The sequence below is a fragment of the Micromonospora zhanjiangensis genome (assembly GCF_042650605.1).
GTDB lineage: Bacteria > Actinomycetota > Actinomycetes > Mycobacteriales > Micromonosporaceae > Micromonospora_J > Micromonospora_J zhanjiangensis.
On record NZ_JBHSBN010000026.1, the window covers coordinates 32,975 to 48,345 of the forward strand.

At 74.4% G+C, this 15,371-nt stretch carries 12 protein-coding genes; 1 reads left to right on the forward strand and 11 read right to left on the reverse strand.

The window, feature by feature from the left end:
• Window positions 1-25: 25 nt before the first annotated feature.
• From ACFOX0_RS27130 to pdhA, 5 genes are all read right to left on the reverse strand, one after another.
• The gene (locus tag ACFOX0_RS27130; RefSeq protein ID WP_377551148.1) at window positions 26-2,746 is read right to left on the reverse strand and encodes an LppU/SCO3897 family protein; all 2,721 of its coding nucleotides are present in this window, start codon (window positions 2,744-2,746) and stop codon (window positions 26-28) included.
• A gap of 347 nt (window positions 2,747-3,093) precedes the next feature.
• On the reverse strand, window positions 3,094-3,231 hold the full coding sequence (locus tag ACFOX0_RS27135; RefSeq protein WP_377551151.1) for a hypothetical protein: 138 nt from the start codon (window positions 3,229-3,231) through the stop codon (window positions 3,094-3,096).
• Between the two features lie 222 nt (window positions 3,232-3,453).
• Window positions 3,454-4,980 (reverse strand): dihydrolipoamide acetyltransferase family protein, encoded by a 1,527-nt coding sequence (locus tag ACFOX0_RS27140; protein WP_377551268.1) that lies wholly within the window; start codon window positions 4,978-4,980, stop codon window positions 3,454-3,456.
• Window positions 4,981-4,985: 5 nt separating this feature from the next.
• Window positions 4,986-5,975 (reverse strand): alpha-ketoacid dehydrogenase subunit beta, encoded by a 990-nt coding sequence (locus tag ACFOX0_RS27145; RefSeq protein WP_377551154.1) that lies wholly within the window; start codon window positions 5,973-5,975, stop codon window positions 4,986-4,988.
• Window positions 5,975-7,159: a pyruvate dehydrogenase (acetyl-transferring) E1 component subunit alpha gene (gene pdhA / locus ACFOX0_RS27150; protein WP_377551157.1), complete on the reverse strand. Its 1,185-nt coding sequence runs from the start codon at window positions 7,157-7,159 to the stop codon at window positions 5,975-5,977. The genes ACFOX0_RS27145 and pdhA overlap by 1 nt, the downstream gene beginning before the upstream one ends.
• A 462-nt stretch (window positions 7,160-7,621) precedes the next feature.
• Here pdhA and ACFOX0_RS27155 point away from each other — a divergent pair, with 462 nt between their 5' ends.
• Window positions 7,622-8,326 (forward strand): hypothetical protein, encoded by a 705-nt coding sequence (locus ACFOX0_RS27155; RefSeq protein ID WP_377551160.1) that lies wholly within the window; start codon window positions 7,622-7,624, stop codon window positions 8,324-8,326.
• A 1-nt stretch (window position 8,327) separates the two neighbouring features.
• Here ACFOX0_RS27155 and ACFOX0_RS27160 read toward each other — a convergent pair whose 3' ends face one another.
• The 6 genes from ACFOX0_RS27160 to ACFOX0_RS27185 all read right to left on the reverse strand — a co-directional run bounded on the left by ACFOX0_RS27160 (window position 8,328) and on the right by ACFOX0_RS27185 (window position 15,202).
• Window positions 8,328-8,984 carry a response regulator gene (locus ACFOX0_RS27160; RefSeq protein ID WP_377551163.1) on the reverse strand — a complete coding sequence of 219 codons (657 nt, stop codon included), beginning with the start codon at window positions 8,982-8,984 and terminating at the stop codon, window positions 8,328-8,330.
• The gene (locus ACFOX0_RS27165) at window positions 8,981-10,138 is read right to left on the reverse strand and encodes a sensor histidine kinase (RefSeq protein WP_377551166.1); all 1,158 of its coding nucleotides are present in this window, start codon (window positions 10,136-10,138) and stop codon (window positions 8,981-8,983) included. The genes ACFOX0_RS27160 and ACFOX0_RS27165 overlap by 4 nt, the downstream gene beginning before the upstream one ends.
• Window positions 10,139-10,163: 25 nt before the next feature.
• A complete protein-coding gene (locus tag ACFOX0_RS27170; protein WP_377551169.1) occupies window positions 10,164-10,343 on the reverse strand; it encodes a hypothetical protein in 180 nt (59 codons plus the stop codon).
• Between the two features lie 103 nt (window positions 10,344-10,446).
• Window positions 10,447-11,676, reverse strand: a complete 1,230-nt coding sequence (locus ACFOX0_RS27175; RefSeq protein WP_377551172.1) for a hypothetical protein — start codon at window positions 11,674-11,676, stop codon at window positions 10,447-10,449.
• Window positions 11,677-11,726: 50 nt separating this feature from the next.
• Entirely contained in the window at window positions 11,727-13,397 is a 1,671-nt protein-coding gene (locus ACFOX0_RS27180; protein ID WP_377551175.1) for a GTPase family protein, read from the reverse strand.
• A 17-nt stretch (window positions 13,398-13,414) separates the two neighbouring features.
• On the reverse strand, window positions 13,415-15,202 hold the full coding sequence (locus tag ACFOX0_RS27185; protein WP_377551178.1) for an ABC transporter: 1,788 nt from the start codon (window positions 15,200-15,202) through the stop codon (window positions 13,415-13,417).
• Window positions 15,203-15,371: the final 169 nt, after the last annotated feature.

Below are 15,371 nucleotides of genomic sequence, written 5' to 3' on the forward strand. Positions count from 1 at the left end.
CGTCGGAGTACGTCGGTGGCGGGGTTCAGCCGGCGGTGGCCGGTTGCAGGCAGAGCACCTGCTCCGGCTGCTTGTCCGTGGCCTTCAGCACGATGTGCGGCTGGGCCTGGTCCGGGCACTTGTCCTTCGTCGGCACCTTGGACAGCACCTTGAACGCTCCCGCGTCGCCGCAGTTGGCCGGGGCGGGCTGTTCACCGGACTGCTTGACGCAGGAGCCGACATCCGGGTTGAAGGCCGCCTTGTCGTCGCTCCCGCTGAACAGCCACACCAGCCCAAACGCGACCACCAGCAGCAGGACGGCGGCGGTCAGCACGGTGATCAGCACCCGGACGTTGCGGACCTGCGGTACCGGCTGCTCGCCGCTCTCCTCCGCCGGGGCCGGCTCCGCCTGCGGGCTGAACGAGTCGAACCGGTTCTGGGCGGCGTCGGACGGCGGTGTCCAGGCGCCGGGCGGCCCGCTCGCCGGCACCGCCGGTGCGAGGGCGGTGCGGTCCATCGGCGGCCCGGAGGAGGGCCGGTCCGACGGGCCGAATCCGGGCGGTCCGTCCGGCGGCCCGAACCCCGGGGGTCCGTTGGGCGGGCCGAATCCGGGGGGTCCGTTGGGCGGGCCGAACCCCGGGGGTCCGTTGGGCGGGCCGAATCCGGGGGGTCCGTCCGGCGGGCCGAATCCGGCCGGTCCGGTGGGGCGGGGACCGAACGGCTGCCCGCCCGGCCCGTTGCGGAACTGCTCACCCTGGTCGCCGAACGGCCCGCCACCGGTGCCCGGGAAGGCATCCGGTGCCTGGTACGGCGCCGGGGCGCCCGGCTGAGCCGGGCCGGCCTGGGCACCGCCGGAGACGGGACGCCCGGTGAGGTCCGAGAACGCCGCCGGACCGCCGTAACCGGCCGGACCGTCCTGGTCACCCCCCGGCCGGCCGTAGGGGCCGGGCGGGGGAGCGTCCTGGTTCGGCGGTTGGCCGTAGACGCCCGCCGGTCGACTCTCCGGGCCGGCCGGCTGGCCGTACGTGCCGCCGGCTCGTGGGACGTCCGGGCCGGTGGCCGGTTGGCCGTGCACCCCCGGCGGGGGTCCGTCCTGGCTCGGCGGTTGGCCGTAGACACCCGGCGGGGGTCCGTCCGGGGTGGACGGTGTCCCGTACGTGCCGGCGGCCGGAGCGCCGGCGCGCGGCGGCGCCCCGTAGGTGCCGGCCGGGGCGGGACCGTCCTGGCCGTAGCCGCCGTACTGGGCCGGTTGGTCGTGGTCGACCGGGCCGGATCCGGAACCCGAGGCGTCGTCGGGCTCGGGGCCGCCGACGTTCTCCTCGGACCGCTCGGCGGCCGGCCGTCCGTACACGCGCGACTGTGGCGGCGCGGAACCCGGCCGCAGGCCCTGGTCGGTCGGTGGCATGACCCGGCTGGACAGCGGCACGGAGGCGCTGGCGGAGACGGCCGCGGTCGCGGCCCCGGCCGGGTCCGACCCGGCCGCCGGGTCCTGGGCGGCCGGGTCGAATCCGCCCGTACGCTGCCGGGGCACCATCGGCGATCCGGTCGGCGGCGCGGCCTCGTACCCGGTCGGTTGGAAGCTCTCCCGGTCCCAGCCGCGGGACGCCTCGCCGCCGCCGGTCGGCTCGCGCCGGTCCGGTGCGTCGCCGGGTACGTGGTCGGCGGCCGGTAAATGGTCGAAGTCGGGCGGCGGAGCCGTGGCGAGGCTGGCGCCCGGCACCCGGGTCTGCTGCGGCGGGAGCGGCACGGCGGCGGGGGCCGGGACGATGCCCGGCGCCGGCGCCGGCTGGTACGCCGGCCCGGGCTCCGACAGGTCCCGGTCCGGCCCGGCGGTCGGGAAGCCACCGGAGTCGTGGCTCCGCTGTGGGAAGGCGGTGGATTCGGCGCCGTCGGACGGCTGGTGCTCGTCGGACAACCGGCCCCGCTGGCGCTGGGACAGGCTGTCGCTGCCGGGCCCGACCGGGTCACTGGGGTCGTTCGGTTGTCCGGCGGGGTCGTCCGTGCGGGCGGCGCCCCAGGCGTCCTCGGGCGACCACGGCTCCGCGGCCGCGGCGGCCGCCGCCGCGGCCCGACCGGCGGCCACCGGGTCGGCGCTCGGCGGGGCGAAGGCGTTGCCACCCGGCCAGCCCCGGGCCTCGTCCGGCTGTTGACCGGCCGCGCCGGGCTCGGACGGGGAACCCGACGGCCAGGCCGGCGCCGCCGTGGACTGCCACGGCGCGTCCGCCGCGGGTCGGCTCGCCGGTGGCGCGGTCTGCGGGCTCCACGGGGCGCCGGAGGACGGCTGCTCCGCCGGGGCGGCCGGCTGCTGGGTCCACGCGTTGTCGGGATTCCAGCCCGGCGTCACGGGCGGCGCGCCACGCGGGGCCCAGGCGTCCGCCGGGTCGGCCGCGCGCTGATCGTCCGGCATCCCGGAGGACTGCGGCGGGCCGGACGACGGACCGTTGTCGGCGGGAGCCCAGGACATCGGGGCACTCGACTGTCCGGCGGTCGACGGCGCCCAGTGGGTCGGCGCCTCCGGGGTGGCCGACGCGCCGGCAGGGTCGGGCGTGCCCCAGGCCGGGGCGGCGGACGGTGGCGTCGGGCCCGGACTTCCCCAGGCGGGAGCCGGGGGTCCGGTGGTCGTCGGCGCCCAGCCGCCCGGCTCGGGCCGTCGGTCGGGTCGTTCGTCGGGATCGTCCCGGTGGCTGCCGTCCGGTGCTGATCCCGCGGCGCCGGGCGCTGCCTCGTCCGGCGCCTCCACGTTGTGCTGGCGGCCCTCGGAAGTCATGCGCGCGCCTCCTCCAGTGTGTGTCGGCCGTGCCGGCCGACACGGGCGCCGGTGGCACGGTCGCCGGGCGGAACCGGCTGTGCGAACCCTCCCGCACCGTAGCCGGTCGGGACCGGCGGCGCCGGGGGGCGCTGACCGCCGACCCGAGATGGCGCGGCCCGGGGTGACGCGTCGCGTCGCACCGGGGCGTACGTCCGTGGCCGGTCGGGGGTGGCGGCCGTGCCCAACCGTACCGGGCGTCGGGTTGAGGGGGAATCCCGGTGTCGGCCGGTCCCGGACGACGATGACCCGCCCGGCGGGCCGGGCGGGTCATCGGGGGTATGGGGACGAGAGAAGTCCGGGTGGGTTCAGCCGTAGTGGCGCTGAGCCATGGCGCGGATCTCCTCGCGCACGGCCGGCGAGTTGGCGGCGCTGAGCGCCTTCTCGATGGCCCGGGTGCGGCGTGCGGCGTCGCGGCGGCTGCGGAAACGGTTGATCATGCTCATTGCGGTGCTCTCCTGGCTATTCGGTTGTCACCCGTCTGTGCCTACGAGTGTGCCGCAGTACGCGCCAAAATCCCAACGATTCTTAGGTGAGCTGCAACACCGGCCTAATAATCTAAAGCCGTGCGGAGGCTTCCCCGAAGTTTCGTCGGCGGGAAGCGGAACGGCCGGTGTGCCCGCGGTGAACACCGCGGACCCACCGGCCGTTCGGGCCGAGCGGCTCGCTCAGGTCCAGGCGAGCATGGTCGCCTCCGGGTCGGCCAGGAAGGCTCCGACGTCGCGGAGGAACTTCGAGCCGAGTTCGCCGTCGATGATCCGATGGTCGAAGGACAACCCCAGGGTGGTCACCTGGCGTACCTTGATCTTGCCCTTGTGCACCCAGGGCATCTCCCGCACGGCGCCGAAGGCCAGGATGGCCGACTCGCCGGGCGGCAGGATCGGGGTACCGGTGTCCACCCCGAACACACCGACGTTGGTGATGGTCAGCGTGCCCCCGGACATCTCGGCCGGTGCGGTACGCCCCGCCTTCGCGGTCTGCACCAGGGCCGTCATCGCGTCGGCCAGCTCACGCAGCGTGAGACGGCCGGCGTCCTTGATGTTCGGCACGATCAGACCACGCTCGGTGGCCGCCGCGATACCCAGGTTGACGTAGTCCTTGACCACGATCTCGTCGCCGGCCCAGGTCGAGTTGACCATCGGGTGCCGGCGGACCGCGAGCAGGACCGCCTTCGCGACCAGCAGCAGCGGGGAGACCCGTACCTCGCGCCAGTCCGGCCGGGACCGCAGCCGGTCCAGGGCCTTCATCGCCCGGGTCACGTCGACGGTCAGGAACTCGGTGACGTGCGGCGCGGTGAACGCCGACCGGGCCATGTTCTCGGCGGTGAGCTTGCGCACCCCCTTGACCGGGATGCGCTGCTCCCGGTCGGCACCGAAGCCGCTCGCCGCCGGGGCCGGGGCGACCACCGGCTCGGCGGTCGCCGTCCGCCCGGCCGCCGCGGCGTGCACGTCGTCCCGGGTGATCGAGCCGAGCGGGCCCGAGCCGACCACCCCGGCCAGGTCGACGCCGAGGTCGCGGGCGAGCTTGCGTACCGGCGGTTTGGCCAGCACGACGGCGCCGGTGCGCGGCACGGGGGCCGGTGCCGGCGCGGGCGTCGCGGTGGCCGGCCGCGGGGCCGGTGCGGGCTCGACCGGAGCCGGCGTGGCGACCGCCGGCGCGGGTGCCGTGGTACCCGCCGGACCGGCCGCGTCGGTCTTGCGCGGCCGGCGCTTGGCCACCGTGGTCTTGGGGCCGTAACCCACCAGTACGGCGGTCCGGCCGCCCGGCGCCGGGCCACCGATCAGGCCCGGCTCCACCGCGCCCTCGGCCGGCGCCAGCTGCACCGCGGCCAGCGACTCGGCCGACGGCTCGGGCAGCGCGTCGGTCGACTGGGAGGTGGTCGCCCCCGGCCCGGCGGCCCCGGCCGGTACGGCACCACCGGCCGGCGCGGACGGGACCGGTCCCGCGCCCGGGTCGGTGTCGATCGCGATGATCGGCGAACCGACCTCGACCACGGTGCCTTCCTCGTGGAAGATCGCGTGCACCCGACCGCCCCACTTGGCCGGGATCTCGACCGCCGCCTTGGCGGTCTCCACCTCGACGATGGGCTGGTTCAGCTCGATCATGTCACCGGCCGAGACCATCCACTTGAGAATCTCGCCCTCGGTCAGACCCTCGCCCAGGTCGGGCAGGGGAAACTCCTTGATCCGCGACATTCCGCTCACCACCCGAAGCTTCGGTCGACGGCGTCCAGCAGCCGGTCCAGGTCGGGCAGGTAGTCCTCCTCCACCCGGGCGGCCGGGTACGGGGTGTCGAAGCCGGCCACCCGCAGCACCGGGGCCTCCAGCGAGTAGAAGCACTCCTCGGTGATCCGGGCGGCGAGTTCGGCGCCCATGCCGAGGTTGGACGGTGCCTCGTGGATCACCACGCAGCGTCCGGTGCGGCGGACCGAGTCGAAGACCGGGCCGAGGTCCAGCGGGGAGAGCGACCGCAGGTCGATCACCTCGATCTGGCGGCCGTCCTCCTCGGCGGCGGTGGCCGCTTCCAGCGCCACCCGCACCATCGGACCGTAGGCCAGCACGGTCGCGTCGGAGCCGGGTCGGATTACCCGCGAGGCGTGCAGCGGGTACGCCTGCCCGAGCGGGGCGTCCAGCTCGACCGGGCCCTTCTCGTAGTAGCGCCGCTTCGGCTCCAGGAACACGATCGGGTCGTCCGAGGCGACGGCCTGCTGGATCATCGCGTACGCGTCCTGCGGCGAGGCGCAGGAGACCACCTTGAGGCCGGCGGTGTGCGCGAAGTACGCCTCCGGCGACTCGGAGTGGTGCTCCACCGCGCCGATGCCGCCGCCGAACGGGATCCGGATCACGATCGGCATCTTGACCTTGCCGCCGGACCGGTAGTGCATCTTCGCCACCTGCGACACGATCTGGTCGTACGCCGGGTAGACGAAGCCGTCGAACTGGATCTCGCAGATCGGGCGGTAGCCGCGGATGGCCAGGCCGACCGCCGTGCCGATGATGCCGGACTCGGCGAGCGGGGTGTCGATGATCCGGTTGTCGCCGAAGTCCTTCTGCAGGCCGTCGGTGATCCGGAAGACGCCGCCCAGCTTGCCGACGTCCTCGCCCATGATGACGACCTTGGGGTCGTTCTCCAGCGCGCGGCGCAGGCCCGCGTTCAGGGCCTTGCCGATGGTCATGGTCTCGGTGGCCATCAGTGCGTGCTCCCCTCGAACGAGCCCAGGTACGCGGACAGCTGCTCGCGCTGCGTGTCGATCAGCGGCGAACCGTGCGCGTAGACGTTGTCGAACAGGGTCAGCGGCTGCGGGTCGGGCATCGACAGCACCCGTTCCCGCAGGTGCAGCGCCTCCTGCTTGGCCTGCTCGTCCACCTCGGCGAAGTACGCCTCGTCGACGATCTGCTGCTTGGACAGGAAGGCGCGCATCCGGGCGATCGGGTCCTTGGCCCGCCAGGCCTCGACCTCGCTGGCGATCCGGTACCGGGTCGGGTCGTCGGTGGTGGTGTGCGCGCCCATCCGGTAGGTGTACGCCTCGATCAGGGTCGGACCCTGGCCGTGCCGGGCGTTGTCCAGCGCCGCCCGGGTCACCGCGTACGAGGCGAGCACGTCGTTGCCGTCCACCCGTACGCCGGGGAAGCCGAAGCCGGCGGACCGCTGGTAGAGCGGGATCCGGGTCTGCCGCTCCAGCGGCTCGGAGATGGCGTACTGGTTGTTCTGGCAGAAGAACACCAGCGGCGCGTTGAACACGCTGGCCCAGACGAAGGCCTCGTTCACGTCGCCCTGGGAGGTCGCCCCGTCACCGAAGTACGCGATCACCGCCTCGCCGTCGTCGGTGCCGGTCCGGCCGTCCATGTTGACGCCCATGGCGTAGCCGGTGGCGTGCAGCGTCTGCGCGCCGATGACGATCGTGTACATGTTGAACTTGAACTCGTTGGGGTCCCAGCCGCCCTGGTCGACCCCGCGGAACAGGCCCAGCGGCATGATCGGGTCGATGCCCCGGCAGTAGAGCACGCCGTGCTCGCGGTAGGTCGGGAACGCCATGTCCTGCGGGCGCAGGGCGCGGCCGGAACCGACCTGGGCCGCCTCCTGACCCAGCAGGCTCGCCCAGATGCCCAGCTCACCCTGCCGTTGCAGGGCGGTCGCCTCGGCGTCCAGCTTCCGTACCAGGACGAGGTCGCGGTAGAGCCCGCGGTACTCCTCGTCGGTGAAGTCGACGCGGTACTCGGTGCCGTCCGGGGCCGTGACGCTGTCGACCCGGTCGCCGTCCGGGGTGAGTAGCTGCACCAGCTCCGGATCGGCGCTGCCGCCGGTCCCAGGTCGTCGTGACCGGGATGTGGCCCGCTTGCCGCGGGAGGTGACCCCGGGGTCGCCCTTCGCCATCCGTATCTCCCTGTCTTTCGTGCGTCGGCACCGGGGGTGTCCCGACCGCGCGACTCGTGCACCCGCCCGACTGGTGCCGGGCGGTTTCCTGGCTCCGCGTCTAGCCCCGGTGGGGGTTGCCACGCGGCGTGGACCGGGTCCTGACCGGATCCGATCCGGGAGTGCCGACGCCCAGCCGGACCTGCTGCGGGGTACGCCGCGGCCGCGGCTGCGTTGCCGTCGGGTCCCATATTCGCAGAGGAGGTGAGCACTCCCACAGTTCGGTCTCCAACCGCCGCCGGTATGTGCCTGGTTCGCGAGCCGTACCCTGTTTGCTCCGTTCGCCGGGTCGAGGAATCGCGACTCGCCGTTTTGACATGCTGTGCATGACTGGAAAACTCAGCGTTACTGAGCGAGTCTGTGACAGCGGTGGGTCGCGCCCCGCGTCCGTCCGGCTTCCGCGCCCTTGACGAGGAGCTTTCCGTGTCCGAACCCGGCCCTGCCCGTGAACCGTCGCCGCCGACCCGGCACCGGTCGCCGGGCGGTGACCGCGCCGGCCGCCGGGGGGTCGGCGTGCACCGGGCCGACGGTCTCGCCGGGCCGGCGCGGCGATACCTCTTCACCGTCGCGCTACTGGCCGGGACCGCGTCGATGCCCATCATCGCGGTGATGGGCGCCGGTTCGGCCACCGTCGACGGCGGTGGTCAGGGCGCGGAGGTCACGCCGTTCATCCTGCCCCCGCCGGCGGCTCCGGTGGTGATACCGCTGCCACCGGTCGTCCTGACCTCCGACGCGCCACCGTCGGCGGTCGGCGGCGGCGCGCCGGCCGCCACCCATCACCACCCCGGTACGCCGGCGCGCCGCGACCTGCCCACCGGTCCCGGCTCACCGGCCGCCCGGCCGTCGACCGGGTCGGTGCGCACCGACCCGCAGCCGCCACAGCCACCGCCGTCGCGGCAGCCCATGTCATCGGCCGTCCCGACCGCTTCGGGTACGCCGTCCCCCGCCCTTCCGGCACCTCCGGCTCCGACCCAGCCGCCGTCGTCGCCCACCGTCGGCCCGGCGGTACCGAGCGGCCCGCCGCCGACACAGCCGGCCTCGACCGGGCCGTCGTCGCCCCCCACGGTCCCGTCGGCGCCGGAGTCGACCTGGTCGACCCCGCTCGGACAACCGACCCTCGGCGGGTGAGCTAGCCCTCGACCAGGCCGTTGCGGCGGGCGTACCGGGTCGCGTCGTTGCGGTCCCGCGCGCCGATCTTGGCGAACAGGTTGTTGATGTGTGTCTTGACGGTGCTCTCCGCGACGAACAGGGCCGCGGCGATCGCGCTGTTGCCGGTGCCCGCGGCGATCAGGCGCAGAACCTCGACCTCCCGAGGGGTGAGCCGGTCCGGGTTGGTCCATGCCGGAGCGGGCGTCGACACCCGCAGCGCGTGGACCAGCCGGCGCGACACCGCGGGGTCGAACGTGGCCTGTCCCTGTGCGGTCGCCCGCAGCGCGACCGCGATCTGGTCCCGGCTCGCGTTCTTGGTGAGGTAGCCGCGCGCCCCGGCCCGCAACGCGGCCCGGATGGATTCGTCGTCGACGTAGGTGGTCAGCACGATGACCGCCACCTCCGGGTGCTCGTCGGTGATTCGTCGGGTCGCCTCGACGCCGTCGACGTGCGGCATGCGCAGGTCCATCAGCACGATGTCGGTGCGGACGGCCCGGAGCAGGGCGACGGCCTGGCGGCCGTCCCCCGCCGCACCGGCCACCTCGATGCCGTCGATGAGACCGAGCAGGGCGACGAGTCCCTCCCGGACGACGTGCTGGTCGTCGACCACGACGACCCGGATGGGGTCGCCGGTCATCCGGGCACCTCGACGGCGACCAGCCAACCGTCCCCGTCCCGGCCGGCCGTCAACGACCCGCCCACCAGCGCGAGGCGTTCGGCCATGCCGGTCAGACCGTAGCCATGGGGTCCGTGCTCCGGACCACGTGGTCGCTCCGCGGGATCGTTGCGCACGGTCAGCCGGACCGCGTCGGGTCGGAATTCGAGCGTGATGCCGACGTCCGCGCCGGTCGCGTGCCTGGCGGCGTTGGTCAACGCCTCACGGGCCGCACCCAGCAGGGCGACAGCGGCGTCCGCGGCCACCGGCCGGACCGTCCCCAGTACCGCCATCCGTACCCGGTTCGTCCCGCCATCCTGGTGGTCGGCGGCCAATCGGGCCAACGCCTCGGCCAGCGGCCGTACGTCCTCGCGCAGCGCCACCACCGCGTGCCGGGCCTCCACCAGCCCCTCGTCCACCAGGCGCCGGGCGCGCCGGATCCGGTGCAGGGCCGCGGCCACGTCGGCGCGCTCGTCGAGCAGCCCGTCGGCGACCTCGAGCTGGATCGCGAGCGAGCCTAGCGAGTGCGCCAGCACGTCGTGCAACTCGCGGGCGATCCGGGTCCGCTCCTCGAGCGCCGCGGCCCGGGCATGCTCCCGCCGGGCATGCTCCTCCCGTTCCACCAGGCGTTGGGCGTGTTCGGCCTTCACCCGGTAGTCGCGGCGGATCAGTCCCAGCATCACCACGACGAGGACGATCGAGGCGCTGCCGCCGACGTGCGCCACCGGACGCGCCCGTACCACGTCACCGAGCACCGCCGAGCCGAGGACCGCCACCGTGGCCAGCACGATCGTGACCGGCGCCGGTCGGGTGTGTGCGGACAGCGCGGCCAGGGCGACACACACCATGATCACAATCGTGCCGTCGTCGGTGGCGGCCATGGACTGCGCCAGCACCAGGGCCGAACCGCCGAGAACGAACGGCGCGGCCGCCGGCCGCCGGTGGTCCAGGACGAGGAACACCAGCCACCCGACGATGCCGACGCCCGCCGTCAGCCGGACGTCCGTCGGCAACGGGGTCCTGGCCGTCAGCGGAGCCGCGACCATCATGACCGTTCCGATGGTGCACTCGACCTGCCAGGCCGTCGGACGGCGGGCCCTGCGGATCGGGTGCGGGACGGCGGACGGCATTTGCATCAGACCGGGCTCCCGTTCCCGACGGTCAGTGCCGGAGGTTGGTGATCAACTCAACCACCAGCAGCCGGTATCCCACGAACACCAGCAGCGCGATCAGTCCGACGACCGCCAATCCTATGACCGACTTCCCACTCACGCTGCCACCCTCTCCGGCCACGAACCGGCGCACCAGCCGCGTGAGCAGGTCCTTCTCCGATTCCCTCATGGACAGCAACGCTAGGGACCGCGGCCGCCGCGGGGACCCACCCGGCGGTGGAGGACGGGGTGGAGAACGGATGGAGGGTCGGGTGGAGACCGTCGACAGTGCGTCAGGCCGGGTCTTCGCCGAGCCGTTCGCGGTTGGCCTCGATCCACGCCTCCAGCGCGGCCTGGTCGTTCGGGTCCACCCCGTCGGCCATCAGCTGGGCGACCGCGGCGGTGGCCGGGCTGCGCCGTTCGCCGGTGGTGTAGAGCCGGACGAACTCCGGCACCATCTCCTCGATCGCGGCGTCGGTCTGTGCCGCGGCCGGAGCGGGCAGGCCCCGGCGGGCCGCGGCGTGGGCCGCCCAGCCGCGCACCACCCGGGGCAGCATGGCGGCGTCGTCCATGTCGAGCACCGCCCGCCGGTGCACCCAGTCCAGCAGGAACAGGCCGGCCACCGCCGGGCTCCAACGCATCGGATCCGGCTCGGAGAACGTCGCCGCGTGGTCCAGCACCAGGCTCAGGCAGAAGTGCAACGACGCCAGGTCGGCGCCGTCCACCTCGTCCAGCCCGAACCGGGCCGCGGCCGGCGAGTCGAGGAACTCGCGGATCAAGGCACTGCTCTGCTCCCGGGACATCGGCTCCGGCTCGTCCCGCACCACGGCCAACGGGGGCGCCGGCAGCAGGGCCAGCCGGGCGCCGACCAGTGCCCGGTCGGTGGCCAGCGAGCCCTCGTCCGGCAGCGACTCCAGGCCGTCGGTGATGCTCAGGTGCCGGGCCACCTCGCCGCGCAGCCGGCGCGGGTCCTCCTCGCGGAACCAGGTCAACTCGTCGCCGGAGCACATCTGCCGGACCTGGTCCAGGATCCGCTCGGCGGGGCCGCCGACGAAGACGTCCTTGGTGATCCCGATGTTGTGGTCGACCAGGGCCACCACGGCGTGCTCCGGCCCACCCGAGTCGCTGTCGTCGTAGGCGAAGGTGGCCAGGTATGAGGTCTGGTCGCCGTACACGTCGCCGTAGGCGTAGCTGCCGGTCAGGCGTACCCGGCCGAGCTGGTCGGACCACGGCGGTGCCTGGGTGCCGGGCTTGACCGCGGCGGCCCCGGCGGCGTCCGGCACCAGGGTGGCGAACACCCGCCGGATCGTGGTGGCGGCGGGGGTACGGCGCCGACTGGTCGCGGCGAGGAACCCGGTCACGAAGTCGCGGACGGCACCGCCGCGGTCCTCCTCGGCGATCGCGTAGACGCTGCCGAGCAGGGCCGTGCCGAGCATCTCGGCGTCCAGCGCGCAGTCGAGCTTGGTCACCTCGCGGGCGGCTTGGAGCACCGCTTCGTAGGGGGTCTGAGGTGTGGTGGCCATGCTCCGACCCTACGCCGAGGGGCGCCCGTCGGTCATCAGGAGCGCGTGGCTCACCGGCCGGGCAGGGCCTCGGCGAGAGCCTCCCGGGCCCGGACGAACGACCGCAGCACCTCGTGCACCGGGGTGACCACGTACTCCTGGCCGACGGTGTGGACGGCCTCCCGCAGTCGCTTCTCCACCCGCCGCCGGGCCCGGCCCGCGGCCCAGCCGGTGACCGGCTTCACCAGCAGCCCGGTCAGCAGGCCGAGCGACAGCCCGCCGAGCAGCAGCAGGGTGGGCACCGGGACCACCCCGACCCGGGGATAGTCCAGGGCGGGTAGCCCCAGCACGCGCAGCAGGTAGCCGAGGACCAGCCAGCCGAGGCCGCCCAGCGCGGCCAGGGTCACCAACCACTGCCAGCCGCCGACCACCCGCCACCAGACCGGCCGCCGACCGAGCCCGAGGTCGGTGCCGGCGACCGCCCGGTCCAACGCGTCCGGCAGGTCGCCCAGCCGGGACCGGGCGGCGGCGCCGACCGCGGGACGCCAGGCCTCCGGCAGGGCGGCCCCGGCCCGGTCCGCGACGGCCCGGACGGCCAACCCGACCGCGGAGCGCTGCGCGACCGTCGGGTCGGGCAGCGAGGTGGCTGCCGGTGGCACCGGCGTCGCCGCGGGGTCGCCGGCCGAGCCGCCCCCGGGCAGGTGCAGCCGACGCAGCGGGTCGGGCCGCAACCGCCGCCAGCCCCGCACCAGCGGCCAGCCGGTCGCCGCGCCGGCCCGGTGCCGGTACGCCTGGGTGGCGGCGTCGGCCACCGCGGGTACGCCGGCCGAGGCCGCCAGCGCGGCGGTGAGCTGCCGCACCACCGTGCGGTCCACCTCGGCCACGTCGGTGCCGGCTCCGACGACCGGGGCGAGCCGTTCAGCCACGGCGTCCACGTCGCCGGAGAGCCGGAGCAGGGCGGCCTGGCGCTCGGCCACGGCCTGTTCCAGGGTGGCGCGCAGGTCGGTGATCGCCGGCCGGTCGCCCGCCGAGGTGGCCAGCACCGGTACGCCGGTCAGCCCGTCGGCCTCCAACAGCCGGCGCAGGTCGGCGAGCACCCGGGGCACCTCGGCCGGCGGCAGCCGGTCGGACTGGTTGAGCACCACCACCGTGACGTCCCGGTGCCGGTGGAACTGACGCAGGTACGCCGAGTGCACCACCCGGTCGGCGTACTTCTGCGGGTCGACCACCCAGACCACCAGGTCCACCAGGCCGAGCAGCCGGTCCACCTCGATCCGGTGCGCCCGCTTCACCGAGTCGAAGTCCGGCAGGTCGAGCAGCACCAGCCCGTGCAGGGGTGCCTCGTCGTCCCCGTCCAGCACGCTCTCCCGGACGAACCGGTGCCGGGGCAGTACGCCGATCCAGTCGAGCAGCTTCGTCGCCCCGTCCAGTGCCCCCCACACGCAGGCGTACGCCACACCGGTGGTCGGCCGGCGGACGCCGACCGGGGACAGGGTGATCCGGGCCAGCGCGTTGAACAGGCTGGACTTGCCGCTCCCGGTGGCACCGGCGAGCGCCACCACGGTGTGGTCCTGGGACAGCGCCAGCCGGGTCCCGGCCCGCTCGACCACGGTGTGCGCGGCGACCAGCAGATCGTCCGGCAGGTGGCCCTCGGCCTCGTGCCGGAACCGGTCCACCGCGCGTACCCGGTCGAGCAGGGCGTCGGCGTCCACCCACCGGTCGCGGCGCAACGCGTCACGCATCTTGTCAACGATATTGGTCAACGGTCGTCTCCGGGCAGGCGCAGCGGCACGTCGTCGCGCAGTCGCGCGTGGTTGCGGGCCTGCTCGACGGCGACCGCCGCCGCCCGCAGGCGTTCGCCCGGTCCGGCGCCCACCTCGGCGGCGGCGATCCGGGCCAGATACCGCTCGGCCTCCTCGTCGAGCAGCCCGTCGACCCGCCGGAGCAGGTCCTCCCGGGCCTTGGCGGCGAGCGTCCGTACCGCCTGGTCGCCGAAGATCGCCTGGAGCACCACCTGCGAGGCGATCGTGGTGCCGGCGCCGGTGGCCACCTCCAGCCCGGTCGGGATGAAGGCGGTCGAGGCGAACACCGCGATGGTGACCGCCAGCCCGGTGGCGTTGACCGCGTAGGCGGCCGTACGGGCGACGAACCGCTTGTCGCCGCCCTCGGTCCGGACCAGTTCCAGGACGTCGCGTTGCCAGTCCCGGACCAGTCGTTCGGCCCGGGCCGGGAAGTCCGCGGCCGGCCGACCCAGGGCGGGGTCCAGCAACGCGGCCCCGGCCGGGTGCGCCTGCCACCCGCTGTGGGTGTGCTCGGCCGCGTCGGCGGCCACCCCCGTCAACAGGGTGACCAGCTGCGACTCGATCGCGGTCTGCAACTGCTGGTCCGGCGCCGGCCGGCCGGTGACCGCGGCCACCATCCGGTCCCGTAACCGGCCGATCCGGGCCTCGAAGGTGCGGAAGAACTCCCCGGTGCCGACGAACTCCTGCCACCGGGCGAGCACCTCGCCGCGCAGCAACCGGCCGTCGCGCAGCCCGGCGGCGACCGTCTGGCGGGCGTTGCGGTACGCGGCGTGGACCCGCTCGGCCAGGGCGTCGGCGGCGGTGGCCTGCTCGTCGGCGGCGTCGGCCAGTCCTTCGACGGCGGGCCTGAGCGCACCCAGCGCGCCGTCCAGCGTCTGCCGGACGACGGAACCGCGCGCCGCGCTGTCGGCGGCCAGTCGACCGAACCAGGTACGCAACTCGGCCGTGGTGGACTCGGGCAGCAGGCCCTGTCCGTCGACGACGGTCTCCGGCAGCACGAACAGCGGTGCCGCAGCCAGGTCGTGCTCGGCGAGCATCTCCCGCAGGTGGGTCGCCACCTCGTCGGCGGCCGCTGGCGGGACCCGGTCCAGGACCAGCGCGATCACCGTCCCGCGTAGTCGGGCGGTACGCAGCAGACCCCAGGGCACCGCGTCGGCGTACCGGGCGGCGGTGGTGACGAACAGCCACAGGTCGGCGGCGGCGAGCAGTTGCGCGGCGAGGGCCCGGTTGGCGTCCACCACCGAGTCGATGTCCGGCGCGTCGAGGAAGGCCAGGCCGGGGGTGAGGGCCGGCGCCCCGACCAGTTGCAGGGTGTCCGGCCGGTCGCTGGGCGTCGAGGTGCGGGTCAGGCCGGGCAGCAGGTCGCCCTGCCGGAACCAGGCCGAGTCGGTCGGGTTGCAGACCAGCACGGGCGAGCGGGTGGTGGGCCGCAACACGCCGGTGGCGCTGACCCGGGCCTGCACCAGGCTGTTGACCAGGGTCGACTTGCCGGCACCGGTCGAGCCGCCGACCACCACCAGCAGCGGGGCGTCGAGTCGGGCGAGCCGGGGTAGGAGGTAGTCGTCGAGCTGCCCGACCAGGGCGGCGCCGACCCGTCGGGCCTCGTCGGCCGACGGCAGCGCCAACGGGTACGGGGTGTCGGCGATCGTCGCCCGCAACCCGGTCAACGCATCCCGAAGGTCCGGTTCGGTCGGGGCGACGGGTGTCCTGCCGGATCGGACAGCCGGCTCACCCTGCGTGGTCATCGGTAAAGCGTGCCTGATCTATGCACCGCAGACAACTGGTACCTCCGTCCGGGCTATCGCCCCTGATGTCCGAATATGGCGGCGGGTTGCGTCGGTCTGGCTCAAGTCGACTTGACGTTACCGGTGATCGTGGCACTATTGAGTCCGGTCCACTCAACTTGTGGTGGGT

Bases quoted from the DNA above. Each gene is read 5' to 3' on its own strand.
- ACFOX0_RS27145 (WP_377551154.1), bottom strand. From the start codon at position 5,975: ATGGCCACCGAGACCATGACCATCGGCAAGGCCCTGAACGCGGGCCTG.
- ACFOX0_RS27185 (WP_377551178.1), bottom strand. From the start codon at position 15,202: ATGACCACGCAGGGTGAGCCGGCTGTCCGATCCGGCAGGACACCCGTC.
- ACFOX0_RS27140 (WP_377551268.1), bottom strand. From the start codon at position 4,980: ATGTCGCGGATCAAGGAGTTTCCCCTGCCCGACCTGGGCGAGGGTCTG.
- ACFOX0_RS27160 (WP_377551163.1), bottom strand. From the start codon at position 8,984: ATGACCGGCGACCCCATCCGGGTCGTCGTGGTCGACGACCAGCACGTC.
- pdhA (WP_377551157.1), bottom strand. From the start codon at position 7,159: ATGGCGAAGGGCGACCCCGGGGTCACCTCCCGCGGCAAGCGGGCCACA.
- ACFOX0_RS27175 (WP_377551172.1), bottom strand. From the start codon at position 11,676: ATGGCCACCACACCTCAGACCCCCTACGAAGCGGTGCTCCAAGCCGCC.
- ACFOX0_RS27130 (WP_377551148.1), bottom strand. From the start codon at position 2,746: ATGACTTCCGAGGGCCGCCAGCACAACGTGGAGGCGCCGGACGAGGCA.
- ACFOX0_RS27135 (WP_377551151.1), bottom strand. From the start codon at position 3,231: ATGAGCATGATCAACCGTTTCCGCAGCCGCCGCGACGCCGCACGCCGC.
- ACFOX0_RS27165 (WP_377551166.1), bottom strand. From the start codon at position 10,138: ATGCAAATGCCGTCCGCCGTCCCGCACCCGATCCGCAGGGCCCGCCGT.
- ACFOX0_RS27170 (WP_377551169.1), bottom strand. From the start codon at position 10,343: ATGAGGGAATCGGAGAAGGACCTGCTCACGCGGCTGGTGCGCCGGTTC.
- ACFOX0_RS27180 (WP_377551175.1), bottom strand. From the start codon at position 13,397: ATGCGTGACGCGTTGCGCCGCGACCGGTGGGTGGACGCCGACGCCCTG.